Source organism: Pseudohalocynthiibacter sp. F2068, assembly GCF_023015645.1.
In the GTDB taxonomy this organism is placed as follows: Bacteria; Pseudomonadota; Alphaproteobacteria; order Rhodobacterales; family Rhodobacteraceae; genus Pseudohalocynthiibacter; species Pseudohalocynthiibacter aestuariivivens.
The window spans coordinates 169,514-192,056 of sequence record NZ_JALKAK010000010.1 but is presented as its reverse complement, the minus strand read 5'-3'; the positions used below and the strand labels follow the sequence as shown (position 1 = coordinate 192,056).

General features: G+C 51.6%; 20 protein-coding genes and 1 pseudogene. 12 read left to right on the top strand and 9 right to left on the bottom strand.

The features are described from left to right. Window positions 1-12: 12 nt before the first annotated feature. From MWU63_RS13260 to eutB, 4 genes are all read right to left on the bottom strand, one after another. Window positions 13-1,383 (bottom strand): aspartate aminotransferase family protein, encoded by a 1,371-nt coding sequence (locus tag MWU63_RS13260; protein WP_213890262.1) that lies wholly within the window; start codon window positions 1,381-1,383, stop codon window positions 13-15. A 205-nt stretch (window positions 1,384-1,588) separates the two neighbouring features. Next, entirely contained in the window at window positions 1,589-2,068 is a 480-nt protein-coding gene (locus tag MWU63_RS13255; protein ID WP_213890261.1) for an Lrp/AsnC family transcriptional regulator, read from the bottom strand. A 12-nt stretch (window positions 2,069-2,080) separates the two neighbouring features. Beyond that, the gene (locus MWU63_RS13250; RefSeq protein ID WP_213890260.1) at window positions 2,081-3,070 is read right to left on the bottom strand and encodes a cyclodeaminase; all 990 of its coding nucleotides are present in this window, start codon (window positions 3,068-3,070) and stop codon (window positions 2,081-2,083) included. Then, a complete protein-coding gene (eutB, locus tag MWU63_RS13245) occupies window positions 3,063-4,076 on the bottom strand; it encodes a hydroxyectoine utilization dehydratase EutB (protein WP_213890259.1) in 1,014 nt (337 codons plus the stop codon). The genes MWU63_RS13250 and eutB overlap by 8 nt, the downstream gene beginning before the upstream one ends. Before the next feature lie 303 nt (window positions 4,077-4,379). Here eutB and argE point away from each other — a divergent pair, with 303 nt between their 5' ends. The 4 genes from argE (at window position 4,380) to MWU63_RS13225 (ending at window position 8,121) form a co-directional block, all read left to right on the top strand. Beyond that, a complete protein-coding gene (gene argE, locus MWU63_RS13240; protein WP_247078257.1) occupies window positions 4,380-5,543 on the top strand; it encodes an acetylornithine deacetylase in 1,164 nt (387 codons plus the stop codon). 109 nt (window positions 5,544-5,652) lie between these two features. Beyond that, the gene (locus tag MWU63_RS13235; RefSeq protein ID WP_213890257.1) at window positions 5,653-6,135 is read left to right on the top strand and encodes a fasciclin domain-containing protein; all 483 of its coding nucleotides are present in this window, start codon (window positions 5,653-5,655) and stop codon (window positions 6,133-6,135) included. Window positions 6,136-6,288: 153 nt separating this feature from the next. Then, on the top strand, window positions 6,289-6,816 hold the full coding sequence (locus MWU63_RS13230) for a CIA30 family protein (RefSeq protein WP_247078256.1): 528 nt from the start codon (window positions 6,289-6,291) through the stop codon (window positions 6,814-6,816). Window positions 6,817-6,873: 57 nt separating this feature from the next. Next, window positions 6,874-8,121, top strand: a complete 1,248-nt coding sequence (locus MWU63_RS13225) for an MFS transporter (RefSeq protein ID WP_247078255.1) — start codon at window positions 6,874-6,876, stop codon at window positions 8,119-8,121. A 137-nt stretch (window positions 8,122-8,258) separates the two neighbouring features. On the opposite strand, the gene MWU63_RS13220 is transcribed toward MWU63_RS13225, so the two are convergent. The 4 genes and pseudogenes from MWU63_RS13220 to MWU63_RS13205 all read right to left on the bottom strand — a co-directional run bounded on the left by MWU63_RS13220 (window position 8,259) and on the right by MWU63_RS13205 (window position 12,785). After that, window positions 8,259-8,918 carry a hypothetical protein gene (locus tag MWU63_RS13220; protein ID WP_213890255.1) on the bottom strand — a complete coding sequence of 220 codons (660 nt, stop codon included), beginning with the start codon at window positions 8,916-8,918 and terminating at the stop codon, window positions 8,259-8,261. Window positions 8,919-8,921: 3 nt separating this feature from the next. Then, window positions 8,922-10,322 (bottom strand): selenium-binding family protein, encoded by a 1,401-nt coding sequence (locus MWU63_RS13215; protein WP_247078254.1) that lies wholly within the window; start codon window positions 10,320-10,322, stop codon window positions 8,922-8,924. A gap of 143 nt (window positions 10,323-10,465) precedes the next feature. After that, window positions 10,466-11,839 (bottom strand): annotated as a pseudogene (locus tag MWU63_RS13210) (aminotransferase). Between the two features lie 91 nt (window positions 11,840-11,930). Further along, window positions 11,931-12,785 (bottom strand): LysR family transcriptional regulator, encoded by an 855-nt coding sequence (locus MWU63_RS13205; RefSeq protein ID WP_213890252.1) that lies wholly within the window; start codon window positions 12,783-12,785, stop codon window positions 11,931-11,933. Window positions 12,786-12,906: 121 nt separating this feature from the next. Between MWU63_RS13205 and MWU63_RS13200 the strand changes: the two genes are divergently transcribed. The 7 genes from MWU63_RS13200 to MWU63_RS13170 all read left to right on the top strand — a co-directional run bounded on the left by MWU63_RS13200 (window position 12,907) and on the right by MWU63_RS13170 (window position 19,941). Then, window positions 12,907-13,455, top strand: a complete 549-nt coding sequence (locus tag MWU63_RS13200) for a flavin reductase family protein (protein ID WP_246531762.1) — start codon at window positions 12,907-12,909, stop codon at window positions 13,453-13,455. Between the two features lie 12 nt (window positions 13,456-13,467). Continuing rightward, complete coding sequence (locus MWU63_RS13195; protein ID WP_213890251.1) at window positions 13,468-14,949, top strand: aldehyde dehydrogenase; 1,482 nt, start codon at window positions 13,468-13,470, stop codon at window positions 14,947-14,949. Window positions 14,950-14,985: 36 nt separating this feature from the next. Next, the gene (locus MWU63_RS13190; RefSeq protein WP_213890250.1) at window positions 14,986-16,020 is read left to right on the top strand and encodes an LLM class flavin-dependent oxidoreductase; all 1,035 of its coding nucleotides are present in this window, start codon (window positions 14,986-14,988) and stop codon (window positions 16,018-16,020) included. Window positions 16,021-16,052: 32 nt separating this feature from the next. Next, window positions 16,053-16,649 (top strand): amino acid synthesis family protein, encoded by a 597-nt coding sequence (locus tag MWU63_RS13185; RefSeq protein WP_213890249.1) that lies wholly within the window; start codon window positions 16,053-16,055, stop codon window positions 16,647-16,649. Between the two features lies 1 nt (window position 16,650). Continuing rightward, a complete protein-coding gene (locus MWU63_RS13180) occupies window positions 16,651-17,445 on the top strand; it encodes an alpha/beta fold hydrolase (RefSeq protein WP_213890248.1) in 795 nt (264 codons plus the stop codon). Between the two features lie 22 nt (window positions 17,446-17,467). Next, the gene (locus MWU63_RS13175) at window positions 17,468-19,156 is read left to right on the top strand and encodes a thiamine pyrophosphate-binding protein (RefSeq protein ID WP_247078253.1); all 1,689 of its coding nucleotides are present in this window, start codon (window positions 17,468-17,470) and stop codon (window positions 19,154-19,156) included. A gap of 116 nt (window positions 19,157-19,272) precedes the next feature. Beyond that, window positions 19,273-19,941: a DNA-3-methyladenine glycosylase I gene (locus tag MWU63_RS13170; RefSeq protein ID WP_213890246.1), complete on the top strand. Its 669-nt coding sequence runs from the start codon at window positions 19,273-19,275 to the stop codon at window positions 19,939-19,941. A gap of 48 nt (window positions 19,942-19,989) precedes the next feature. Here the strand turns inward: MWU63_RS13170 and MWU63_RS13165 are convergent, their stop codons facing one another. Beyond that, entirely contained in the window at window positions 19,990-21,024 is a 1,035-nt protein-coding gene (locus MWU63_RS13165; protein WP_213890245.1) for a LacI family DNA-binding transcriptional regulator, read from the bottom strand. 437 nt (window positions 21,025-21,461) lie between these two features. On the opposite strand from MWU63_RS13165, the gene MWU63_RS13160 reads away from it, so the two are divergent. Next, a complete protein-coding gene (locus MWU63_RS13160) occupies window positions 21,462-22,481 on the top strand; it encodes an integrase family protein (RefSeq protein ID WP_247078252.1) in 1,020 nt (339 codons plus the stop codon). Window positions 22,482-22,543 lie beyond the last annotated feature (62 nt).

Sequence of the window (22,543 nt, the reverse complement as noted above, 5' to 3'; positions counted from 1 at the left end):
CATCAATGCCGATTACCCCAATACGGCCTTCACAGCTTTTGCGGTTTTAGCCACGACCTCGTCCGCCTCGCTTTTCGTCAGGCAGAAGGGTGGCGCAAAACCCAGAATGTCGCCCTGTGGCATCGCGCGCCCGATTACCCCTTCGCTAAGTAAGGCAGCGGCGACCTGCGGGCCAATTTTTATGGAAGCATCGAAAAACTCGCGTTTCTCTTTGTCTTCAACGAACTCTACGGCGCAAAGCATTCCTTCGCCTCTGATGTCACCTACGTTAGTGTGTTCTCCCAAGGTGTCTTTCATGGCTTTGTTCAGGTAAGCACCGACCGTGCCTGCGTTATCCACAAGATTCAGTTCATCAATAAGTTTAAGGTTGGCAACTCCAGCCGCCGCACCGATTGGATGGGCAGAATATGTCCAGCCATGACCAATTGGCCCGTTTTCATCTGTGCCTTGTTCCAGTACTTTCCAGACTTTGTCAGAAATGATTGAACCAGAAAGCGGCGCATAAGCAGAAGTCAGACCTTTGGCGATGGTGATAATGTCAGCCTCAATCCCGTAGTGATCAGAGCCGAACATTGTACCCAGTCGGCCAAAGCCGGTGACAACTTCGTCCGCGACAAGCAGAATGTCGTGCTTTTTCAGCACTGATTGGATGGCTTCCCAGTACCCGACTGGGGGTGGCACGATCCCGCCAGTTCCCAAAACTGGTTCGCCGATGAACGCAGCGATCGTGTCCGCACCTTCACGTTCGATCAGCTCTTCAAGTTCGGCCGCCAGATGCGCACTGAACTGGGCTTCACTCATGTCTTCATCGGTACGTCGGAAGTAATAGGGTGCTTCGGTGTGGATGATGTTGGCCAGAGGAAGATCAAATTTCTTGTGGAACAGCTCCAACCCGGTAAGCGAGCCTGTGATTAAGCCCGACCCATGATAACCGCGCCAGCGGCTGATGAACTTTTTCTTTTCCGGCCGACCCAGAATATTGTTGTAGTACCAGATCAGTTTGACATTCGTTTCGTTCGCGTCCGACCCACCAAGGCCGAAATAGACCTTCGACATATTTGCAGGCGCGCGATCAAGAATCATTTTTGACAAGGTAATTGACGCTTCCGTCCCATGACCAACGTAGGAATGATAGTAGGCCAGCTCTTTTGCCTGATCGGCGATCGCCTCTGCAATTTTCTGACGGCCGTATCCGACATTCACGCAGTAAAGCCCGGCAAAAGCATCCAACAGTTTATTGCCATCCCGGTCTTCGATATGCACCCCCGAGGCGGTCTTGATCACACGACTGGCGCTTTCGCCCCGCGCGTGCTGTGCAAGATGTGTCGAAGGGTGGAAAAAATTCTCTCGATCCCATTGATCAAGCAGATCATTTTTCAGCATTTTGCGTCCTTTTATACTGTTCTCACGGCCGGTGCCGATAGGTATCTCGATTAAGTGTTCGTGTATCAAAAAGCAATTTCCTGCAAATGACAAACACCCGGCTCTTTGGGCGGAGTGTGCGGAAATTGGTCAGAGGGTGTGGCTGTATTTCGCGCGATCTACAGTAGATTCTTCTGCTGATGGGAGTTTGGACAATCGTGTCGCGTCACTTTCCCAAGAGCAGTTCTAACGGCAGCGTTTGATTTGCCTTTACAGGCTTGGTGACGATATATGTGTAGTAGCGCGACAGGCCGATGCGGGCATCTAGCATTTCGTCTATGAGTTTTTGATACGCATTGATGTCGACAGTTACGATTTGCAACAGGTAGTCAAACCCACCGCCCAATGCCCAACACGCAATGATTTCATCATATTTCTGGACAGCATTTTCAAAAGCGCGAAAACTGGCAGCTGTGTGATCCGCCAGTTCTGCGGAAACAAATACAGTCACGTTGGAAGCGAGTTTTTTCAAATTAATGTTTGCGTGATAGCCGCCTATCAAACCCGCCTTTTCAAGTTTTTTCAATCTGTCCCAGCATGGTGACGGTGACAGGCCAACACGTTCAGCCAGAGCCGCTTTTGTGATCCGTCCTTCTAACTGAAGTATCTTGAGTATCTTCAGGTCGATTTTGTCGAGCTTATGCACCTTTTACCCCTCTCAGGTAGAGATACTCACGCCTTTTGACGCAACGCGTGCTGCAGCCAAAGCAACTGTGGCAATCGCCGTATCCTGGGCCCCGGTTCCGGTCAGATCACATATTGTGATGTCACTATTCGACACGCGGCCTTTATGCATTCCTTCGACGATATGCCCAAGTTCGGGCGGGGTAACATCCATCATAAGCCCGGCATCGCGCGCTTCCCGCAGTTCACCCATTGTTGCGCATTGGTTCAGATGGTCAACGACGTATAAATCTGCTGCAGCCAGCGCTTTGGGTGTGATTTCTGATTTGTTCGCCAGATCAGACCCCATAGCGGTGATGTGCAGCCCCGGGTGCAGCCAGTCCCTTTTGAAGAATGGCTCTGTAGATGGCGTTGTGGTTACAACCAGTTGACTTTGGGCAACCGCCGCCGCCGCGTCTGTTACAGCTTCGGCGCTCATACCCAGGCTTTCGCCCAGATCGCGTGCGCAAGCCGCTGCTTTTTCTGCATCCCGGCCCCATACAAGAACCCGTTTGAATGGGCGTACCAGATGTGCTGCCTGCATCTGAAGGCGCGCCTGAACACCCGCACCGAACACCATTGCGGTATCTACCTGTTCGGGAGCCAGATGGCGGGCGGCTACTGCACCAGCTGCGGCGGTGCGCAGATCGGTGAGATACCCGTTGTCCAGCAAGACCGCATCTACCAGCCCTGTTTTCGAAGCAAGAACAACCATTAGGCCGTTCACACTGGGTAATCCCAGTGAGGGATTGTTGAAAAATCCCGGGCTGATTTTGACCGCAAAACCGTCAAAGCCGGGAATATATGCTGTTTTCACGTCCAGATCACCGTGATGTTCTGCAATTTCCATCGACGTGATCGGCGGCATTTCCACCTCGCCACGGGCAAGCGCGCGAAAGACGTCTTCGATCGTATCGATCGCTGAAAGGTTCAGAGCAACGCAGTCTCTAAGTTCTGTTTCGGTCAGGATCAGAATTTCACGCATAACGCTCCCCTTTTAAAACAGTATCCCCAAGGATCACGTCTTGTCCCGTAATGATGGCAGTGAATTGGGTCATTTCAACATTCTTTCCGCTGATGATCATCGCTGTCTTACCATTCGCCTTCGATTTTTGAGCTAGCAAAGCTGCGACGCTAACGACACTGCCACCCTCGGCAACGATACCTTCGTCGTGAAACAGAACCTGCATGCCCTGATAAATTTCTTCTTCCGATACGGTTACAACATCGTCCAGATAATCGCGACAAAGCGGGTAAGTCCATCGGTTTTCAAGGCCAATCCCACCGCCAAGAGAGTCTGCCAAAGATGCATACTCCTCTACTTCGACAGGTTTGCCTTCACATAAACTACGCGCCATCGCGGCACCGTTTTCCATGCTTATTCCGACAATACGAATTTTAGGGTTGATCGTTTTTGCGGCCAGCGCAATGCCCCCCGCAAGACCGCCACCAGACAATGGGACCATGATCGTTTCAAGGTCAGGCTGATCTTCCAACAACTCCAATCCAATTGTTCCCTGTCCCGCTAAAACGTCCGGGTGATCAAAGGGTGGGATGTCCGTCATCCCTTTGTCTGAAACGAGCCGTGTAACTTCGTTTTGCGCCTCGTCCTGGCTGGTGCCTACCCTGCGGACGTCGGCCCCTAATGCCTCTATCGCTTTCACCTTCACGCCCGGAACCAGATTTGACAGGCAGACAACGGCCTTTACACCTGCGGCGCCTGCTGCGTATGCCAAAGCGCAGCCATGGTTTCCTGTCGAACAGCACACCACCCCATTCTTGCGAGCGGCTTCAGATAAATGTGCGACTGCGTTTGTGGCGCCACGCTGCTTGAACGCGCCGATAGGCTGAAGCGTTTCCATTTTCATCAGGATTTCTGCGCCAAAACGGTTGCTTAGACGTGCGGCTGTAACCAGAGGAGTGCGCAAAACTTTTCCGCGAATGGATTTTTGCGCCTCAAAGACATCTTTTAGAGTGACTCTTTGTTGCATTATTTACTTGCCCCGACCGGATTTAACGAACTTCAAAACTATAAGAAATGTGTCAGGACAGTAGTTTGATTTAATGAGAGGGTCGAGGTGAAATGCCGTTGGGAGCGCGCGTCGATGCATAAGCTTTAGACGCGGTCTCAAACGTTCAACGCCTAAAAGAATTTAGCGTAACTCGCACGAATGAAGATTGATTGTGTCTTCGAAGTTTGATTTGGAATTCAACAAACAAGTCAAAGTGCGCTGTTAGTGTGAATGCACTGTTTCATTGCGATCAGTGATTGAATGACCAAGGATAGGAACCCAATGCAGAATGCCGTTGAGATGACAGTTAAGATCCTTGAAAAACTGGTCAGCTTTAAAAGCTTTTCGGGCCAAACCAATCTTGATCTGATTTCATATGTTTCGGACTATCTGGATGGCTATGGGATTCAAACAGACCTAAGTCACGATGAAACAGGTCTGCGCGCCAATCTGTTTGCTACGATTGGTCCCAAAGCAGACGGGGGTGTTGCATTGTCGGGGCATACCGATGTTGTCCCGGTCGACGGACAAAACTGGACTCTGCCTGCTTTTGAACTGACCCGGAAGGATGATCGGCTTTTTGGTCGGGGCTCAGTTGATATGAAGGGTTTTCTTGCTTGCGCACTTGCGATGGTCCCGTCTTTTCAAAGGGCGCCTTTACAACGCCCAATTCATTTGGCGCTGTCCTTTGATGAAGAAACCGGCTCGATCGGTGCCCCGATACTTTCGCGTCAGATCGTTGATTCGGGGATGAAACCCGCTGCTGTTATTGTTGGGGAACCAACAGAAATGAAAGTGATTGCCGGGCACAAAGGCGGCTACGAAATGCATACGCATTTCACTGGAATCGCGGGGCATTCGTCTGATCCGCGGCGAGGTGTGAACGCAATTCACTACGCGGCACGTTTTATTGTTTTCTTAGAAAACCTGTCTGCAGAATTTGCCCAAAACCCACCCGCTGATTCAGCTTTTGATCCACCCCAGAGCACCCTTAATATTGGAACAATACGCGGCGGTGCAGGGCGCAGCATTATCGCCGAAGACTGTGCGCTCGGCTGGGAGCTTCGTATAACACCACCTGATGATGGCAAAGAAACGATGAAGCGGATCAACAGTTTTCTGACGGATCTGTTGTTATCAGAGATGCAGAAGAACTTTCCTACTGCTGATATCGTCACCACAACAGAATCCGAATACCCGGGCCTTGCCTTTGATCCGGGCTCCACTGCCTTGTCGGTGGTACAGCAGATCAGCGGTGAAAACACGTTTACAACGGTGCCGTTTGGAACGGACGCGGGATGCTTTTTTCGCGACGGATTGCCCACGGTTGTTTTTGGCCCGGGAAGTATCGAACAGGCCCACAAACCGGATGAATATATTGAACTGTCTCAAATCAAGGCGTGTCTGAAATTTTTCCAGAAGCTCGGTGACTGGCAAAGCATATAGCGCTGACAGAAAGTTCAGCATTTCAAAATTGCGTATCAAATTCTTTGATCCAAACCGTGAATGCCTGCGTAACAGCAGTACAATTCAACGGCTAACCAAAGGATAAACCATGTTACGCAGAACCTTTCTTTCCGTCACAACCGCAGCACTTCTTGCAACGCCAGTTTTCGCTGATAGCCATTCAATGGATATCGTCGATACAGCTGTTTCTGCGGGTAGCTTTAACACATTGGTTGCCGCTGTTCAGGCCGCAGACCTTGTAGACACGCTGAAAGGCGAGGGTCCATTTACAGTATTCGCGCCCACAGACGAGGCTTTTGCCGCATTGCCAGAAGGAACAGTTGAGTCGCTGCTTCTGCCAGAGAACAAGGACCAGTTGGTCGCCATTCTCACCTATCATGTCGTGTCCGGTAAGGTCATGTCAGGTGATATCGCTGGCAAGAAAATGGATGTTGCGACTGTGAACGGTCAGTCCGCCATGATTGATGCAATGTCTGGCGTAATGATCGACGGAGCAAACGTTGTTCAGGCTGATATCGAGGCGTCAAATGGCGTTATCCATGTGATCGACGCGGTCATTCTACCTAAGTAAGGACCGTGAGAGTTTCGCCCTCAGCCATTTGATTTGGCTGAGGGGTAACCGCAGGAACGCAACTAAGTAGAAGGTACTGGTATAATGTCACAAACTCTCTTTTGTCGTATGAGATTTGCCAGAGTAACTTTTCCTCTCTCGTTGACGCTTTCTATGGTGCTAATCGGGTTTCTTGCTGTTTCTGCAAAAGCTGACGAACGCATGATTGAAGACTTCACTTCAGATCCCGAAACGCGATGGGCCTTTTTTACGGACCAAGTCATGGGCGGCGTCTCGAACGGTGAAGCGTCCTTTGCTCGGGAAGCAAACGAAAACTATGTAAGGCTTCGCGGCCAGGTCAGCACCGAGAACAATGGTGGCTTCATTCAGATCAGAACCAAACTTGAAAGCCGCATTCCCCGGTCGGCGCAGGGTATTACATTAACCGTTCGCGGAAACGGCGAAGAGTATTTTTTGCACGTACGTACGCCCGGCACAGTTTTACCTTGGCAATATTATCAGGCATCTTTCACAACAGCGCCCGATTGGAAAGAAATTCGCATTCCCTTTGACAGTTTCAAACCTTCGGGCCGGACGTTTCGGGCATCACTAAGGCCTCAGTCTGCCCGTAGTATTGGAGTGGTAGCATACGGACGCGACTATGACGCGGACGTATCCGTAGCCAGTGTGGGTTTCTATTGAGGTTGCTGTATCTTCGCGCAACGTCAGCGCCAATAGGACGACGCTGGATAGATGCCTTTGGAAAACAAAAATACGCTCGAAAGATTGCCGGCATATGCGGTCTTTGCTGGGGTTTTAGCATCCGCGGGTTTGCCAATCTACATTCACGCGCCCAAATTTTTCATCGATGAATACGGCGTTAGCCTTACATCCATAGCCGGTATTCTTTTCTTCCTAAGACTTTTTGATGTCATTCAGGACCCGGCGCTCGGGTGGCTTTCTGGTGCCCTTAGGCGCCAGAGGCGTATTGCGGTCGCAATAGCGGCAAGCATGATGGTTCTGGGAATGTCCGGGTTGTTTGCAGTAACGCCTTTGACGACCCCGCTTGTCTGGTTTGGCATCATGCTGGCGCTGTTGTTCTCAGGGTTCAGCTTTCTCACGATTACATTCTATGCGCAGGGAGTTGAAAAAGCTGTGCGATCCAGCCAGATCGGTCATGTTCGGCTGGCCAGTTGGCGGGAAACTGGGGCGCTCGCAGGCATCTGTATCGCGGCAATTGCGCCGACGGTTTTTATCTGGATATCGCCTTCTCCATTCACCGTGTTCACAGGATTTTTTGTTGCGGGGGTAACTCTGGCTGTCGTGATGATGGCCCCGGAATGGAGCATTGAAAAAAGTGAAAATCCCTTTGCCTTTTGTTCGATCCTGAAAGACCCTGTTGTACGAAAATTACTGCTTATTGCTTTTGTAAATGCAGCCCCTGTTGCGGTAACCTCAACATTGTTCCTATTTTTTGTGGAAACTGTGTTGGATGCACCCGGGTTTGAGGGGCCATTGCTTCTACTCTTCTTTGTATCCGCAGCAGCGAGTGCTCCGTTCTGGGCCAATATTGCAAAACGTGTTTCTTCAAAAAAAGCCTTGCTTATGGGTATGTCAGTTTCGGTTGCTACATTTGCTTACGCATCTCTGCTGGGCGCCGGAGATGTGCTGTCTTTCATGGTTGTATGCATTGCTTCGGGTCTGGGGCTGGGGGCTGATCTTACTTTGCTTCCTGCAATTTTTGCAGACCGGGTTGCAAAGCATTCTCACAGTGCGAGTCCGGCTTTTGGCCTGTGGTCATTCGTCTCGAAGCTTACCCTTGCTGTTGCGGCGATTACGGTGCTTCCACTCCTTGAGAGTAGCGGTCTTGAGCCAGGGATTCCCGCCCCAGTGGAAGCAGTTGGTATGCTGACACTGCTCTATGCGGTGGTTCCGTGTATTTTAAAGTTAATCGCTATCGGGCTGTTGTTGTTAACGCCTCTGAGTGCGGACCAATGTGAATCCTAGTTCTTGAATTAGCAACGGTTTCTGCCGCACCAGCTAAAAAATCACCACACAAGGGTACGCTCGTAGTTGGAAAGTAAATGGGATTATCCCCAGTCAGTTACTTTTCCTAAATAGCTTGCTCCAGCGGGGGCAGAATATCATAACGCAGTTAAGATTCCGATTGATCCAACCAGGATCAGGCTCAGCGCCCAAACGACATCAAGATTAAACCAGCTTCTTGAAACGAATTTCAAACCAAGCCAGAAATAAACGACTACGGCAGCAAGGCCACCTGTTACTGTCATTGCCAAAGTATGCGTGACTGATACTAAAACAGCCTGCGCGATATTTGCGCTCATCAGTTCTGATGCGGCGCGGTGACCCGCGTCGAGTTCATCGACAGCGCAAATTCCCAGATAGATCGGCGCCAGCATGAGGCCAGCGCCATGTGCCGTTGCCGCCAAAAAAGACCAGAGCGCCAGCCGATGCGGTGGTACACGGGCTAAAAACCGGGGATGGCGCCTGTTGATCAACAAATAGATGCCCAGCAGGATGACAATGATTCCGGCACCAATTCGGATTTCGCTTTGCCATTCCACCAAAGCGGTCATTGTAGAGAATGGTATCAGAATTGCAGTCATGGCCAAGAAATGGCCCACCGCCAAAGCACCCAAAGCAGTGATCAGCGCAAGTCTGCGCCGCTCCATAAGAGCAGCGGAAACAGCCAACGGCCAGCCCATACCCGGGTTTGCGCCGTGGTATACGCCCGATGCTACGACGGCACCCCAAAGAGCTGCCGTCGTTTCGATCTCAAACACTTATCAGACCGACGGGTAACAGAAGCTGTCTGTCGAACAATCACCGCCTTCAAGACGGATTTGGTGTGAGCGATATCCTTTCGGAAACTCAACCCAGAAATTTTTGTCCAGCGTTAACCCACCGTTTGCACCGACGTCAGCCTTAACCATTGCTGCCCCGCCTTCTCCGGGATAAAACTGATCGTCCCAGGTCGAGTAGAGCGAATTTGTCCAATAGACACGCTTACCGTCACGGCTGATTTCAACCATTTGCGGGCCATAGCCAAAGTCCTTGCCGTTCGGATGCTTGGTTTTGGCAACGATCCCACCAATTTCTACCTTGCCCGCAAGAACCGGCTTCATCGGATCACTGACATCATATTGATGCATCTCACCAGTTCCCCAACACGCAACATAGAGATATTTATCGTCGAGGCTTAGATCTATGTCGGTTACCAAGGGTGGCACCGCACTGAAACCTTTCAGCAGATCAGGCAAATCGTCTGGGTCAGCGGCGACCGGCGGAATCGTTATTGTTTTCTTGGCGTTGAATGTTCCGTCCTTTTCGCGCCACCACGTAAAGATCGCGCCTTCTAGGTTGGTCGTATCAACAACCACACCACAGAATCCATATTCCTTTACCGGATCATGCGCTGGGCGAATTTCCAGCGCCATTTGATGGTTTGCGCCCAGATCTATGGTTTGAACATTTTTGCGACCGCGCAGATCCCAGAAATGGATCGAGTGGCCGTATTTGTTCGAAAGCAGATCTTCGGCGACGATCCCATTTTCAAATTGGGGCGGCAGTCCCCATTCCGAACTGACCATATAGTCGCGCGGCAGGTTCCACCAGAAATCATAGTGCTTATCCTGAACACCTCGGTCCATTTCCCAACGGCCGATAATGTCGAATGTTTCGCAATCCATAATGAAGATTCCGGGAGGACCATCAGTTCCGTCTTTGCCGCCTCCGCCAAGAGTTGAGACATATATGCCTTCCGGACCGCAATGGATGGTGTGCGGTCTCGAGTAACCGGTTTTGGCAAACACCTCTTCGGGTTCAATAATTTTGTGGATCTTGGCTTTCAGAGGATTTTTGACGTCAACGACGTAAATTCGCGAAGACCGAATGCCAGGAATTATCAGGTAACGACGTTCCAGAAACGCGTGACCGGTCAAGGGTGAAAGAGCCGAAGAGCAGGCGTTCCAGCCGAAATGGTGAAACTCATCGCCTTTGTTAGGCATGATGACCTGATGGACGATTTTGCCATAGTCAGATGAGGATGAATCTACGTTAATCACGGCGAGACCATCGGGTTGCGATCCGTCTGGGCTAAGCATGAGTGTGAACGCCAGCGTTTCTGCGGGTGCCTCCATGGCGAGTTTCGGAGATGCGTGAAATGTTGGATCAGGTCTTACAGTCATTTTCATCCTCCCAGATTGCTAAGCTATCAGAGTACACCACAATCTCGAAATCTTAGAGTCGCAATTGTTTGGACCAGAATCGCATCTAACGCAGCGCAGATCGACCTGGCGTAAAACCAGCGAATACTTTTCCGGATTCCAGATCACCCTTGTTCTGAGGCAAACTCATCTAAAGCCTCTGACAGCGCAGAGATCATCGTATCGCAATGTGAGTTGTCCAGGATAATTGGAGGGGAAAGAATGATCTGATCCCCAACCGGTTGCACGATAACGCCTTTCTCGAGGCACTTGTTGAACACCGATTGCCCGGCACTCACTGAAACCGGGAACGCTTCTTTTGTCGATTTGTCCGCAACGATATCGACGGCAAGCATTAGCCCCTTTCCGCGAACGTCACCAACAACAGGGTTCTGCAACATAGAGAGTGCCTCTTTCTGAAAATAGTCACCAACGGTACTTGCGTTCGCGAGCAGGTTTTCATTCTCCATGATCTCAATGTTCTTCAGCGCAGCCGCACATGAAACCGGGTGTCCGAAGTACGTAAGCGCCATAGAAAACACGCCGCCTTCAAATTGGGGTCGGCTGATGACCTCGTAAATTTCGTCGGAAATCAGTGTGGCGCCAAGTGGGACATAGCCTGATGTTATCCCCTTGGCTGAAACCTATATGTCGGGGTGATAATCATAAATATTCTCCGAGGCGAACCATTCTCCCAACCGCCCGAACGCGGTTACAACTTCGTCGGCTATATAAAGCATGTCATATTTTTTACAGACGCTGTGCATCCGTTTGTTATAGCTTGCCGGCGCAATCAGGACGCCGCCAGCGCCCATGATCGGCTCTGCGATGAAGGCCGCTACATTGTCTGGGCCAAGCTGTTGAATGCGGTCGTCAAATTCCTGAACAAGAAAGTCGCAATATTCTGTCTCGCTCCAGTAGGCCGGTTTTGCATACATGTCGGCCGCTGAAATATGGTGAATGATATCCTGCGCGACCCTGTCAAAGCTATTTTTGGTTGCGTGAATTCCGGTCAGTTCTGCGGCAACATAAGTTGCACCGTGATAGGCGTAATTGCGCGAAATGATCTTCTTCTTGCGGTGCAACCCGCGGATTGTGTTGTAGTAATGAACAAGCCTGACTGCAGCATCATTTGCGGTTGATCCGCCGCATGTGTAGTAGACATGGTTCAATTCACCCGGCGCATTGCAAGAAAGCCAATGTGCCAGTTCGGCGGCTGAAATATTCGTCGAATGTCCAAAGGGATTGTAGTATTGCATCTGCATGACTTGTTTCGAAATCGCCTCAGCCATTTCTTTGCGCCCGTGCCCGATGTTCACGCACCAAAGGCCTTCAATACCGTCCAGAAGCTTTCGGCCCTTTGTGTCGGTGACATGCACGCCCTTTGCAGACTCTATGACCTGACTTCCCTCATCATGAAAGCTGCTGAAATCAGTTTGAGGGTGCAAAACATGTGCGCGGTCTTTTTGCCAAACAGAGTTGTTGGTTGAGATTTCCATATTGGCGGCTCCCGAAAAAGGAAGACTGATAACTTTAGGCGCTAACCTACACGATTGGGAACTTTCTTCGGAGTACCCTAAATGGGTAACCCTAGATTTTGCGTGTGATCGGGATTCTGAATTGTTCGATCATTTGTGCGAACCACGGCCAGTTTTGCTCGGCGGTTTCATTCACGATGAGGTATTTTTTTCTCAGGAAGATCTTTGCCGCTTCAATCGCGAACAGCTTTTCCTCATGTACTTCCTGCCGCGTTAAAGAAGCGGGTAAATATGCAGAGCCTCCATTTTCCAGAAGGTATTTCAGCGCCCACCTGGCTGAAGAAAAAGTAATGCGTGCCGTACCAGCATCATAGTAAACTTCACCATGCCAGCGACGGTAGCCCTCGCCGTGATCGACGAAGATATACCCGGGATCAAATTTTGTAGGGCTATCTCGCCGGTCAGAGTAAAGAACCAGTTCTTCTGGCGGTAATTCGTAAATCGTGTTGTTACCACGCGCGATAGGCTCATACGTCAGAACAACATCTGTCAGGCCAGCGACGAGCCAATCCTCTAGTTCTTGTTGGCTGCCCTGGTAAACCGACATACCCATTTCAGCATGTTCCACGGCAACCCGGTCGAAGAAAGATTTACCGCTTTGGTCCCAAAGGTCCTGATGACATCCGAACGCAAAAACAGCTTCGGTTCCGGCAGGGAGCCCGGCTTCGTGGCGGGCCTGCCGCCAAAGCCCCGTCATGATCTTCGCATAGCGCAGCAGCTTGGTGCCCGCCGGGGTAAGACTGACACCGGACTTGTGCCGATGCAGCAAAACCTGGCCAAGGTCTTGTTCGAGCGTTTTAAGGCGCGCCGTGACGGTTGACTGCGTGACATTCAACTTTTCCGAGGCACGCACCAGGCTACCGGTTTCAATGATGGCCAGAAACGTATGCAAGGAAATGATATTCATGACATTCTCCGTTCAATGCAATTATTTTGCATTTAATGTGCAGAATAATTCGTTTTTCAAATAATACAAATTCTGTCAAAAATCATGAGATCAAAACAGCGCGAACAGAGGAGATTCAGCGATGACTCTTGATAGTTTTGGTGAACTCAAACTGGCTCCACGTGATGCTTTTATTCACGCGATGCGTGGGGTTGCAGCCAGCGTGACCGTCGTGACAACGGATGGTGTTGCTGGCCGTCACGGGGCGACCGTGAGCGCCTTTTCATCGGTTTCTGCAGACCCGCCAACAGTTTTGATATGTCTGCGGGCCAACAGCCGGATCGCCGAAACAGTCTTGGGGAACGGTGCATTCTGCGTAAACGTTTTGCCGCAAAACAGCCCTGAGATTGCGAACAGATTTGCCGGGATGCACGACAATCATGTGTCCGACCGATTTTCAGGTATCGATTGCAAAAACGCTCCGGGTATCGCACCCGAGATTGTAGAAGCGACTGTCTTTTCCTGCGTTATTGAACAAACAGTCACTTCCGGGAGCCATCTCATTGTGATCGGTCATGTCCAGAGCGTTCGAGAGGGGCAAAAAGCGCCACTCGCGTATCTGGATGGTGCTTATCACCGTGTTGTCCCGCATCCTGATCAATCTTCGAAATTCAGCGCTGCTACGAACTAGATAGGCACAAAAATGACAAAGCTAAAACAGTATAAAATGCTGATAGATGGCAAGTGGGTCAATGCCTCAGACGGCAAGATGTTTGACTCTCTTAATCCAACAACAGGGCAAGTCTGGGCGCGTGTACCTGAGGCAACTGCAGAAGATGTAGACCGTGCCGTTTGCGCAGCGGACCGTGCTTTTAATGAAGGTCCATGGTCACGGATGAGTGCAACAGAACGCGGCCATTGTCTGCGGCGTCTGGCCGACCTTCTTGCCGACCGATCCGAAGATCTGGGTGCAACGGAAACCACAGATACCGGAAAGATGCTGAAGGAAACCCGTTGGCAGGCTAAATATATCTCGGAGTTTTTCCATTTTTACGCCGGTTGTGCTGATAAAATTCACGGCGAAACGCTGCCCATCGACAAGCCGGACATGTTTGTCTTTACCGAACGCGAACCTCTCGGGGTAATTGCCGCGGTTGTGCCATGGAATTCGCAGTTGTTCTTGTCTGCTGTGAAAATTGGACCAGCCTTGGCCACAGGCAATACCGTTGTTCTGAAAGCGTCTGAATATGCCTCGGGTCCGATGCTGGAATTTGGTGAACTGATCGCCGAAGCGGGTATCCCAGACGGGGTCGTCAACATCGTTACTGGCCACGGTGACCCATGCGGCAAATCCCTGACTTCGCATCCTTTGGTCGCGCGAATTGCATTTACCGGAGGGCCTGTTGCTGCGCGTCACGTTCTGATGAATTCGACCAATAACTTTGCCGAAGTATCGCTCGAGCTTGGCGGCAAGTCCCCTTTTATCGTCTTTGACGACGCCGAGATTGAAAGTGCGGTAAATGGCGCTGTTTCTGGCATTTTCGGGGCTTCGGGCCAAAGCTGTGTTGCGGGGTCTCGTCTGCTACTGCACGAAGACATCGCAGATGAATTTCTTGCAAAAATGACCGAGCTTGCGAAAGCGATCCGTATTGGTGATCCGATGTTGGATGAAACCGAGATGGGCCCGCTTTGCACAACAGGGCAGCTTGAAAACATCGAACGCGAAGTCGCCAATGCGCAAGTGGAAGGCGGCACAATACTCTGCGGTGGCAAGCGGGCTGATGCCAGCAGTGACATGTTCTTCCAGCCCACAATCATCGACTGCCCATCACCGGATCTGCGCATCTTGGATACGGAGCTTTTTGGGCCAGTTCTGAGCGTGCTAAGATTTAAGGACGAGGCTGAGGCAATTCGCCTTGCGAACAATTCCGAACATGGGCTGGCCGCCGGAATTTTCACACGCAACAGCGCGCGATCCCTGCGTATGGCAAAGGCCGTGAAAGCAGGAATTGTCTGGGTGAACACCTACCGGGCGGTTTCACCTATTGCTGAATTCGGGGGGATGAAAAATTCGGGCTACGGCAGGGAGAGCGGTTTTCAGGCGATCTATGATTACACACGTCCAAAAACGGTTTGGATAAACACATCAGACGAGCCGCTGGGAAGTCAGTTCGTGTCCCGTTGAGCGCTCAGAGAACATAACTAATTTCAGGAGAGTTTCATGAAGTTCCAACTCGCTATAAATCTCGAACGGATGGATAACTCCGTAAACATGAAGGACGTCCGTGACCACACATTGGAAATGGTGAAGATGGCCGATGCAGCGGGGTTCGAGATTGCATGGGCTGCCGAGCACCATGCGATGGAGATGACGATTGCGCCTAACCCGTTTCAGATTTTAACGTGGTGGGGTGATCACGCCAAGAACATCCGGCTGGGTGTGGGCGTGGTGAATGCGGCCTATTGGCATCCGATTGATCTCGCGGGTGAGGCGGCGTTTCTAGATCTTATCAGCGACGGGCGGCTGGAATTTGGTATCGGATCAGGTGCCTATCAGCGCGAGTTTGACCGGATGAAACCGGGCTTGGATCAACGCGACAGCTGGCGCTACATGCAGGAAATGCTGCCTGTGGTGCAAAAGCTTTGGGAAGGCGACTATGAACATAACGGCGAATTTTGGCAGTTCCCGAGTGCCACATCCTGCCCCAAACCAGTGCAGAAGGACGTGCCAGTCTGGGTCGCGGCGCGCGCGCCCATCACCTTTGATTACGCAGTCGAACATGGCTGCAATATCATGAGCTGGCCGCTGACTATGCCGTTCTCCGAGGCCGAAACCTATCGCGTGCGGCTGGACGAAGCGATTGCTAAAAATGGCGGCAAGTATGATGGCCGTTGGGCGCTGATGCGGCACGCGGCCGTTTATGACAATGAAGATGACCGTAAGGCTGCGATGGATGCGATCCGCGTTGTGCTGGGCCAGTTCGGTAACCTGATGATGAAATCGGGCGATGTGATCAACGGTTTCCCGGATCGGGTGCCGCTGGACAGCCTTGAAGGTAATGCGCGGGTTGATCCTGAAATGTTGGAGCAGAACCTGATGTTTGGTACGCCCGATCAGGTGACAGCTAAGGTGAAGCAATACGAAGACATCGGGGTCGACGCATATATTTATTACGCAAGCATGGGCATGGACATGGGCCAGCAGAAGCGCAGCCTTCAACTGTTCATCGACAAAGTCATGCCGAACTTTTCCTGATCCACAATAAGCGCGAACAGAAAGATTGACGAATGGCCATTGAAATACGCCGTACCTTGCAGTTCACCCAGACAACGCAGGTCGAAGGGGCCCGTAAGGTTCCAGAACCAACAAAACTATTCGCCGCAATGGCGATCATACGAAACCCGTGGTTTGGCCGCGGTTTTGTCGAAGACCTGAAACCCGAGATCCGCGAACATTGCCCTATGCTTGGAACCTTGTTGACAGACACATTGCTTGGGATGTCGGGCGGTATAATTGAAGGCGTTGGCAAGGCTTCGGTCGTGGGTATGGGCGGCGAGGTGGAACACGCCCAGGCGCTGACCCACTCGCTTTGGTTTGGAAATCAGCTTCGCGATGCAATTCAGGCGAAAACCTACCTTGTCTTTTCCAATACACGCGGTGCTGCGGGTTGCATGATCACCATACCGCTGATGGACAAGGAAGATGGAGGTCGGCGTTCACACTACCAGACGATACAAACCACCATTCCGGATGCCCCGGCAGATGACGAGATTATACTCGCACTGGGCGGCTCGCTGGGCGGGCATCCATTGCACCGTATCGGTAACCGCTATGAAGACCTTGAAGAAATGGGTCGTAGCGTCGACAACCCGGCAGGGGTCTGACATGGCTGTCAGCCCTGATGGCACTGCTTACGAGATGACCGGCCCCGATGGTGCGCCAGTCATTGCGCTTATACACGGGCTTGGCCTGACGCGGGCGACGTGGCGGGGGCATGTTCCCGCTTTTGCGAAGAAGTACCGTGTGCTGACCTATGATCTTTGTGGCCATGGCGAAACCGTGCTTCCGAAAGAAACGCCAAGCCTGACGGTTCTTTCGGAACAACTACGCGCGCTGCTTGATTATCTTGGTGTTGCGCAGGCTGCTCTCGTTGGCTTTTCACTGGGTGGCATGATTAACCGCCGCTTTGCGATGGACCGTCCCGAGCGCACCTCGGCACTGGTCATTCAGAACTCTCCGCATGAGCGTAGCCTTGAGGCGCAGGTGCTGGTCGAACAGCGTGCGCGTGACACAGGGGCAGGTGGGCCTGCCGCCACTATCGAAGAAACGCTGAAGCGCTGGTTCACACCGGAATACCTGCAAAACAACGCTGATACAGTGAACTGGGTCCGCGAAGCTGTATTGGCCAACGATCCCGATAACTACACCGCGCATCGCTATGTATTGGCTGCGGGGGTCACGGAACTGATCCGACCAGAACCTCCTATTCTGCACCCCACGCTAGTTATGACCTGTGAGAATGACAGTGGTAGTACACCTGCCATGTCCCATGCGATTGCCAGTGAAATCGAGGGTGCTGAAACCATCATAGTGCCGGGTCTGCAACATTTGGGTTTGCTGGAGCAACCGGCGCTCTTCACCGGTCCGGTACTGGAATTCCTTGGCCGTTACATTGGCTGAGACGAAACAAAGGAAACGCGACATGACCAGAATGACAGGCGGACAGGCCGCTGTTGAATCTCTGAAGGCGGAAAAGGTCGAACATGTGTTCGGCCTTATTGGGTCGGCAACGATGGAAATGTTTGACGCGTTGTACGACGCGCGCGAGATCAACTTTGTCGGTGTGCATGATGAACGGACCGGCACTCATATGGCAGATGGTTATGCCCGTGCCAGTGGCAATGCCGGCGTCATACTTGCGGGCCAGAATGGGCCGGGGGCAACCAACCTTGTGACGGGCCTGGGTCAGGCGATGGCTGCGTTTTCGCCGGTGGTGTCGATTGCCGGGTCTCTGGCTTCGTCACATGTCTATCGTGATGCGTTTCAAGAGGTTGACCAGCAGGCGTTGTTTACGCCAGTGACAAAGAAAACATGGACCGCCACAGGTGCCGACCGGGTGCCTGAAATGTTTCGCGAGGCGTTTCGCGTCGCCAACACCCCGCGCAAAGGCCCCGTTCAACTGAACCTTCCGCGCGACGTGCTTTCAGCACAAGCGGAGTATGAAGGTTTTCAACGCCCCGAAACCTATCGGTCTCAATCGGTTCCGGCGGCATCGCAAGACGCAATTGATCGCGCAGCTGTGCTTTTGTACAAGGCCGCCCGCCCGGTGATTATTGCAGGAGGTGGCATCAAGAATACCGAAGGGCACGCACAGGTGCTTGCCCTGGCCGAAGCACTTAACTCACCCATCGTCACCTCACCCGGGCACGGCGACGCCATACCCTTTGGCCATCCGCTGAATGCCGGCCAGATGGGCCCGCGTGGCAACCCCGTTGCATCGCGGCTGGTGCAAGAGGCCGATGTCATTCTGGCGCTTGGGACGCGGATCGGATTCAACGCAACTTTTTACAGTTACGATAACATCAATCGCGATGCGGCGATCATTCATGTGGAACTGGAGCCAACAGCGATTGGTCGCTACTTCCCGGTTGAGATGGGCATCTGGGCGGATGCCCCGACCGTGGCCTTGCAGTTATGTGCGGCATTGAACAAGCTTGTGAAACGCACGGTGGCAGACGCCTGGACCGAAAGCTTTAAGGCAGAGAGAACTGCCTATCTGGCCAAGCGAGATGCGGATGCGCAGGTTGATGCGATGCCCATCCACCCTTCTGGCCTGTTCAAGACTTTACGCGATGTACTGCCACAGAATGCTGCCGTAACAATGGACGCGGGTACGCTATGTTTGCAGGCGACCGATGCGCTGAACTATTGGCACCATAAAAGCCTGTTTACGCCGCTTGATTTCGGGCTTGTCGGGTTTTCCTTCGCCTGCGGGCTTGGCGTGAAACTCGCCTGTCCCGACCGCCCGGTTGTCAGCCTGATGGGCGATGGCGGCTTTGGCATGACCGTGTCGGAACTTTCTACAGCGGTTGATCATGGCATCAACACAGTAACCGTTGTGATGAACAACAAATGCTGGGGGGCAGAAAAGGCGTATCAGCGTGATTTCTTTGGCGAACGCTACATCGGTGCCGATGTAAGCAGTCCCGCCTTTGACAAACTGGCAGAGCTTTATGGCGCCAAGGGGTATCGCGCAGATACACTGAGCGGAATGGCGGAAGCGATAGAGGCGGCGCTTTCCTGTGGCAAACCCGCGGTCGTCGATGTCATGGTTGACCCGGCTGCTCTCTACAGTTTTCGCCGTGACAGTTTCAAACACAGAGGAGGGTAACCCCACGACAATCGCCTGCAAACACAGGCTTTGGCGCGGCAATTCTTATGTGACTGGAATATCGGTACAGTTTGCGACACTCTGGTTGAGCAGAGTGGAGCCGTGTGGGGAGTAAGATGCGCAGTTTTGACGAGATTTTTGCAATTGCCGCTGATCGCAAGGGTGGTCCTGACGCGCTTGAGGCATTATTAAGCAAGCCTCAAACCGCAGAAGCTTTGGCCGCAATCCCAGATGACCGCTGGCTTGCGAAGTTAACGCAAATGGTTTTCTCCGCTGGCTTCAACTGGAAAGTGATTGAGGCCAAGTGGCCCGGTTTTGAAGAGGCGTTCAAAGGATTTGATGTTGGGCGCTGCGCTTTCATGGATGATGAGTGGTTTGACAGCCTGCTGACAGACACCCGCATTGTCCGGAACGGCACAAAGATCAAATCAGTGCCTGAAAACGCCGCCTTTCTACTGGAACTCCAAAAAGAACATGGCAGTGCAGCCAGGGTTCTTGCAGACTGGCCGTCTGAGGATTACATCGGCCTACTTTCGATGCTTAAATCACGAGGCTCGCGGCTTGGCGGTTCCACAGCCCAGTATTTCCTGCGTTTCATGGGCAAAGATAGTTTTGTACTGTCTGCCGATGTTGTCGCGCGGCTTGTCGCCGAAGACGTGGTTGACAAAACCCCGACATCTAAAAAAGCACTGGCGGCAACGCAGGCGGCATTCAATGAATGGGCTGCACAATCTGGTCGATCACTAACCGAAATCAGTCGTGTATTGGCGATGAGTGTCGGGTAGGCAGCGCACGAGTGGGTTAAAAGCCAGCCGACCCAAAGGCTACACTGTTCAGCGGCGCAGGGTTTCGCCGTACTGAAGCTTCGGTGTCAGTTCCACCCGTGTTTGCAAACCTTCAACGTCACCAGCAGCCATGCGTGCAACAATCTCGGCAGCTTTGCGGCCTGTTTCTATTCGCCCGGCGTCCATCGTAGCGAGTAGCTTGGGAAGACCTTGGAGCAGTTCCACCCCGTTGAAACCAGCCAACCCAATCTGACCGGGCACATCAATGCCCTTATCAAGGCAGTAAAGCAGCCCGCCTGCGCCTATCATGTCATTGGAATAATAAAGAAAATCAAGGTCTGGGGATCTGTTTAGAATGGTTTCTGTCATTTCGCGGCCTTTGACCAACGCAGATCCACCTTCGTAAAATTCCTGATCTTCAACTTCCAGCCCTTCTTTGGCGAGAGCCTCTGTAAATCCTTCAAACCTTTTGCGGGCCCTGTGATCGAGCGGCATTTTTGTGCCGAGGAACCCTATGTGTTCGTACCCTGCCTTAGCGATCGCCTGTGCCATCATGCGCCCGGCGCGGCGGTGCGATATCCCAACCATCGCGTCTATGGGCGTGCCATCGACATCCATAATTTCGACAACAGGAATATCGACGCCCCGCAACATTGCGCGAGCAGCATCTGTATGTTCCAAACCAGCGATGATCACGCCAGAGGGCCGCCACGACAACATTTCGTACAGAACGGATTCTTCTTTTTCCGGCAGGTAATTTGTCAGCCCGACAACCGGTTGCAGCGGTGTGTTGTCCAGCACCTCTGAAATTCCTGTCATCACATCCGGAAAAACCATGTTCGACATAGAAGGAATTATGACAGCTACAAGATTAACGCGTTGAGAGGCGAGCGCCCCGGCAATCTTGTTTGGGACATAACCAAGCGTCTTTGCCGCTGCGAGCACCTTCTTACGCGTCGCGGCAGACACATCCCCCCGGTTCCGCAATACCCTTGAAACCGTCATTTCGCTGACCCCTGAAGCCTCTGAAACATCACGCAGGGTCAGGGGGCGTTTTGCTTGATCTTGGGAGCCGCGAGTCATTTGTAACTATCCTGTGTTTTCTAATACTTCCTTGTTAGCGATAAACTAATGCTTGTCCAAGTCATCTGTGACGTATATGTTAGCGCTAGCAATTCATCCGGCAAGCAAGGTGAGCTCCCTTCAGCATGCTTTGCCCGGGCGAAAGGGAAGACGGTGGGCCAAACTTGTCTTCCCTTTTTCATTTCATAACAAGTGTAAGAACATGGTTGAATTGTTACATTTTTCCCGCGACAAAGGCGCTATTGGCCCATGTTTGGCCCCGTAGCTCAGCAGGATAGAGCGACCGCCTCCTAAGCGTAATTTTGCAGTATTCATAGCTTATCATAAATGAACATCTTTTGTATATATGTATTATATACCAAATGGTTATAGAATCTTAGCTGAACATAGCTTATCATCATTACGTAAGAGATTTAAGAGACTAAAAAGAGACTAAAATGAAGTTGACAGATTTGGCAGTCAGGAAATTACCACTAACGGTTAGAGGGCAGAAAACCCACTTCGATGACTTATTACCGGGGTTTGGTATTCGCTGTTCGGCAAAATCCAAATCTTTTGTCGTAATGTATGGGAAAGATCGACAGTTGAAGACTATTGGGCGATATCCGGAAGTATCGCTCGCAGATGCAAGAAAAGAAGCAATGTCACTTTTGGCACGTAGGCCAATTCGAAAAAAGGTATACCGGTTCACTGAAGTTCGCGAAGCGTATTTCGAAGATTGCGCAATTCGCATTCGACCAAACACTTTAAAGGAGTATCGACGCCATTTAATGAAATTGTCGGATATTCAGCTAGATAAGATCGAGAAACGACAAGTGGATATTTCAGAACCTCATGCAGTTAACGCTTGGAGGGTGTTTTTTAATTGGTGCATTCGAGCCGAATATTGTGAACGGAATCCTTTCATACACATACCTATTGTTTACGGTAAAAGATCGAGGGTTTTGAGCCACGAAGAAATTGAGCTCCTATGGGTTGTTGAGGATGAACCCTACACTAACTTGTTGAAACTTATGCTTCTTACGGGCCAAAGGAAGAGTGAAGTAGCCAATATTCAACCAAGCTGGATTTCGGACGGAACAATTACTGTTCCAGCTTCGCTAAGTAAAAACAAATATGAGCACACATTTCCGTTTGGCCCGCTAACAGCGCGTTTTCTACCGACTACAGATCACAAAATCTACAATGGCTGGAACAATGCAAAGGTAAGAATCGATAAAGCGCTCAATTTCCCACATTGGACACACCACGATCTCCGGAGGACGTACTCCACCGAACACGCTAAGATTGGGACACCCCTCCACGTTACAGAACGCCTTCTTAACCACGTTTCTGGGACGATCAGTGGGGTGGCGGCAATTTACAATCGGCATACCTATTTAGAAGAAATGCGAGCGGCCGTAAGTTCATATGAGCAGCACATTGCAAAAATCGTTGGATTTGAGGTGAGTCACTAGAGCGCGCTGAAACCCTGCTGAGCCTCTCCGTTTCAATCAACAACGCCACCTTTTCACACGTG

Coding starts and splice junctions, on each gene's coding strand:
- MWU63_RS13260 (WP_213890262.1), bottom strand. CDS start 1,383: ATGCTGAAAAATGATCTGCTTGATCAATGGGATCGAGAGAATTTTTTC.
- MWU63_RS13250 (WP_213890260.1), bottom strand. CDS start 3,070: ATGCGTGAAATTCTGATCCTGACCGAAACAGAACTTAGAGACTGCGTT.
- eutB (WP_213890259.1), bottom strand. CDS start 4,076: ATGCAACAAAGAGTCACTCTAAAAGATGTCTTTGAGGCGCAAAAATCC.
- argE (WP_247078257.1), top strand. CDS start 4,380: ATGCAGAATGCCGTTGAGATGACAGTTAAGATCCTTGAAAAACTGGTC.
- MWU63_RS13235 (WP_213890257.1), top strand. CDS start 5,653: ATGTTACGCAGAACCTTTCTTTCCGTCACAACCGCAGCACTTCTTGCA.
- MWU63_RS13230 (WP_247078256.1), top strand. CDS start 6,289: ATGGTGCTAATCGGGTTTCTTGCTGTTTCTGCAAAAGCTGACGAACGC.
- MWU63_RS13215 (WP_247078254.1), bottom strand. CDS start 10,322: ATGACTGTAAGACCTGATCCAACATTTCACGCATCTCCGAAACTCGCC.
- MWU63_RS13205 (WP_213890252.1), bottom strand. CDS start 12,785: ATGAATATCATTTCCTTGCATACGTTTCTGGCCATCATTGAAACCGGT.
- MWU63_RS13200 (WP_246531762.1), top strand. CDS start 12,907: ATGACTCTTGATAGTTTTGGTGAACTCAAACTGGCTCCACGTGATGCT.
- MWU63_RS13195 (WP_213890251.1), top strand. CDS start 13,468: ATGACAAAGCTAAAACAGTATAAAATGCTGATAGATGGCAAGTGGGTC.
- MWU63_RS13190 (WP_213890250.1), top strand. CDS start 14,986: ATGAAGTTCCAACTCGCTATAAATCTCGAACGGATGGATAACTCCGTA.
- MWU63_RS13185 (WP_213890249.1), top strand. CDS start 16,053: ATGGCCATTGAAATACGCCGTACCTTGCAGTTCACCCAGACAACGCAG.
- MWU63_RS13180 (WP_213890248.1), top strand. CDS start 16,651: ATGGCTGTCAGCCCTGATGGCACTGCTTACGAGATGACCGGCCCCGAT.
- MWU63_RS13175 (WP_247078253.1), top strand. CDS start 17,468: ATGACCAGAATGACAGGCGGACAGGCCGCTGTTGAATCTCTGAAGGCG.
- MWU63_RS13170 (WP_213890246.1), top strand. CDS start 19,273: ATGCGCAGTTTTGACGAGATTTTTGCAATTGCCGCTGATCGCAAGGGT.
- MWU63_RS13165 (WP_213890245.1), bottom strand. CDS start 21,024: ATGACTCGCGGCTCCCAAGATCAAGCAAAACGCCCCCTGACCCTGCGT.
- MWU63_RS13160 (WP_247078252.1), top strand. CDS start 21,462: ATGAAGTTGACAGATTTGGCAGTCAGGAAATTACCACTAACGGTTAGA.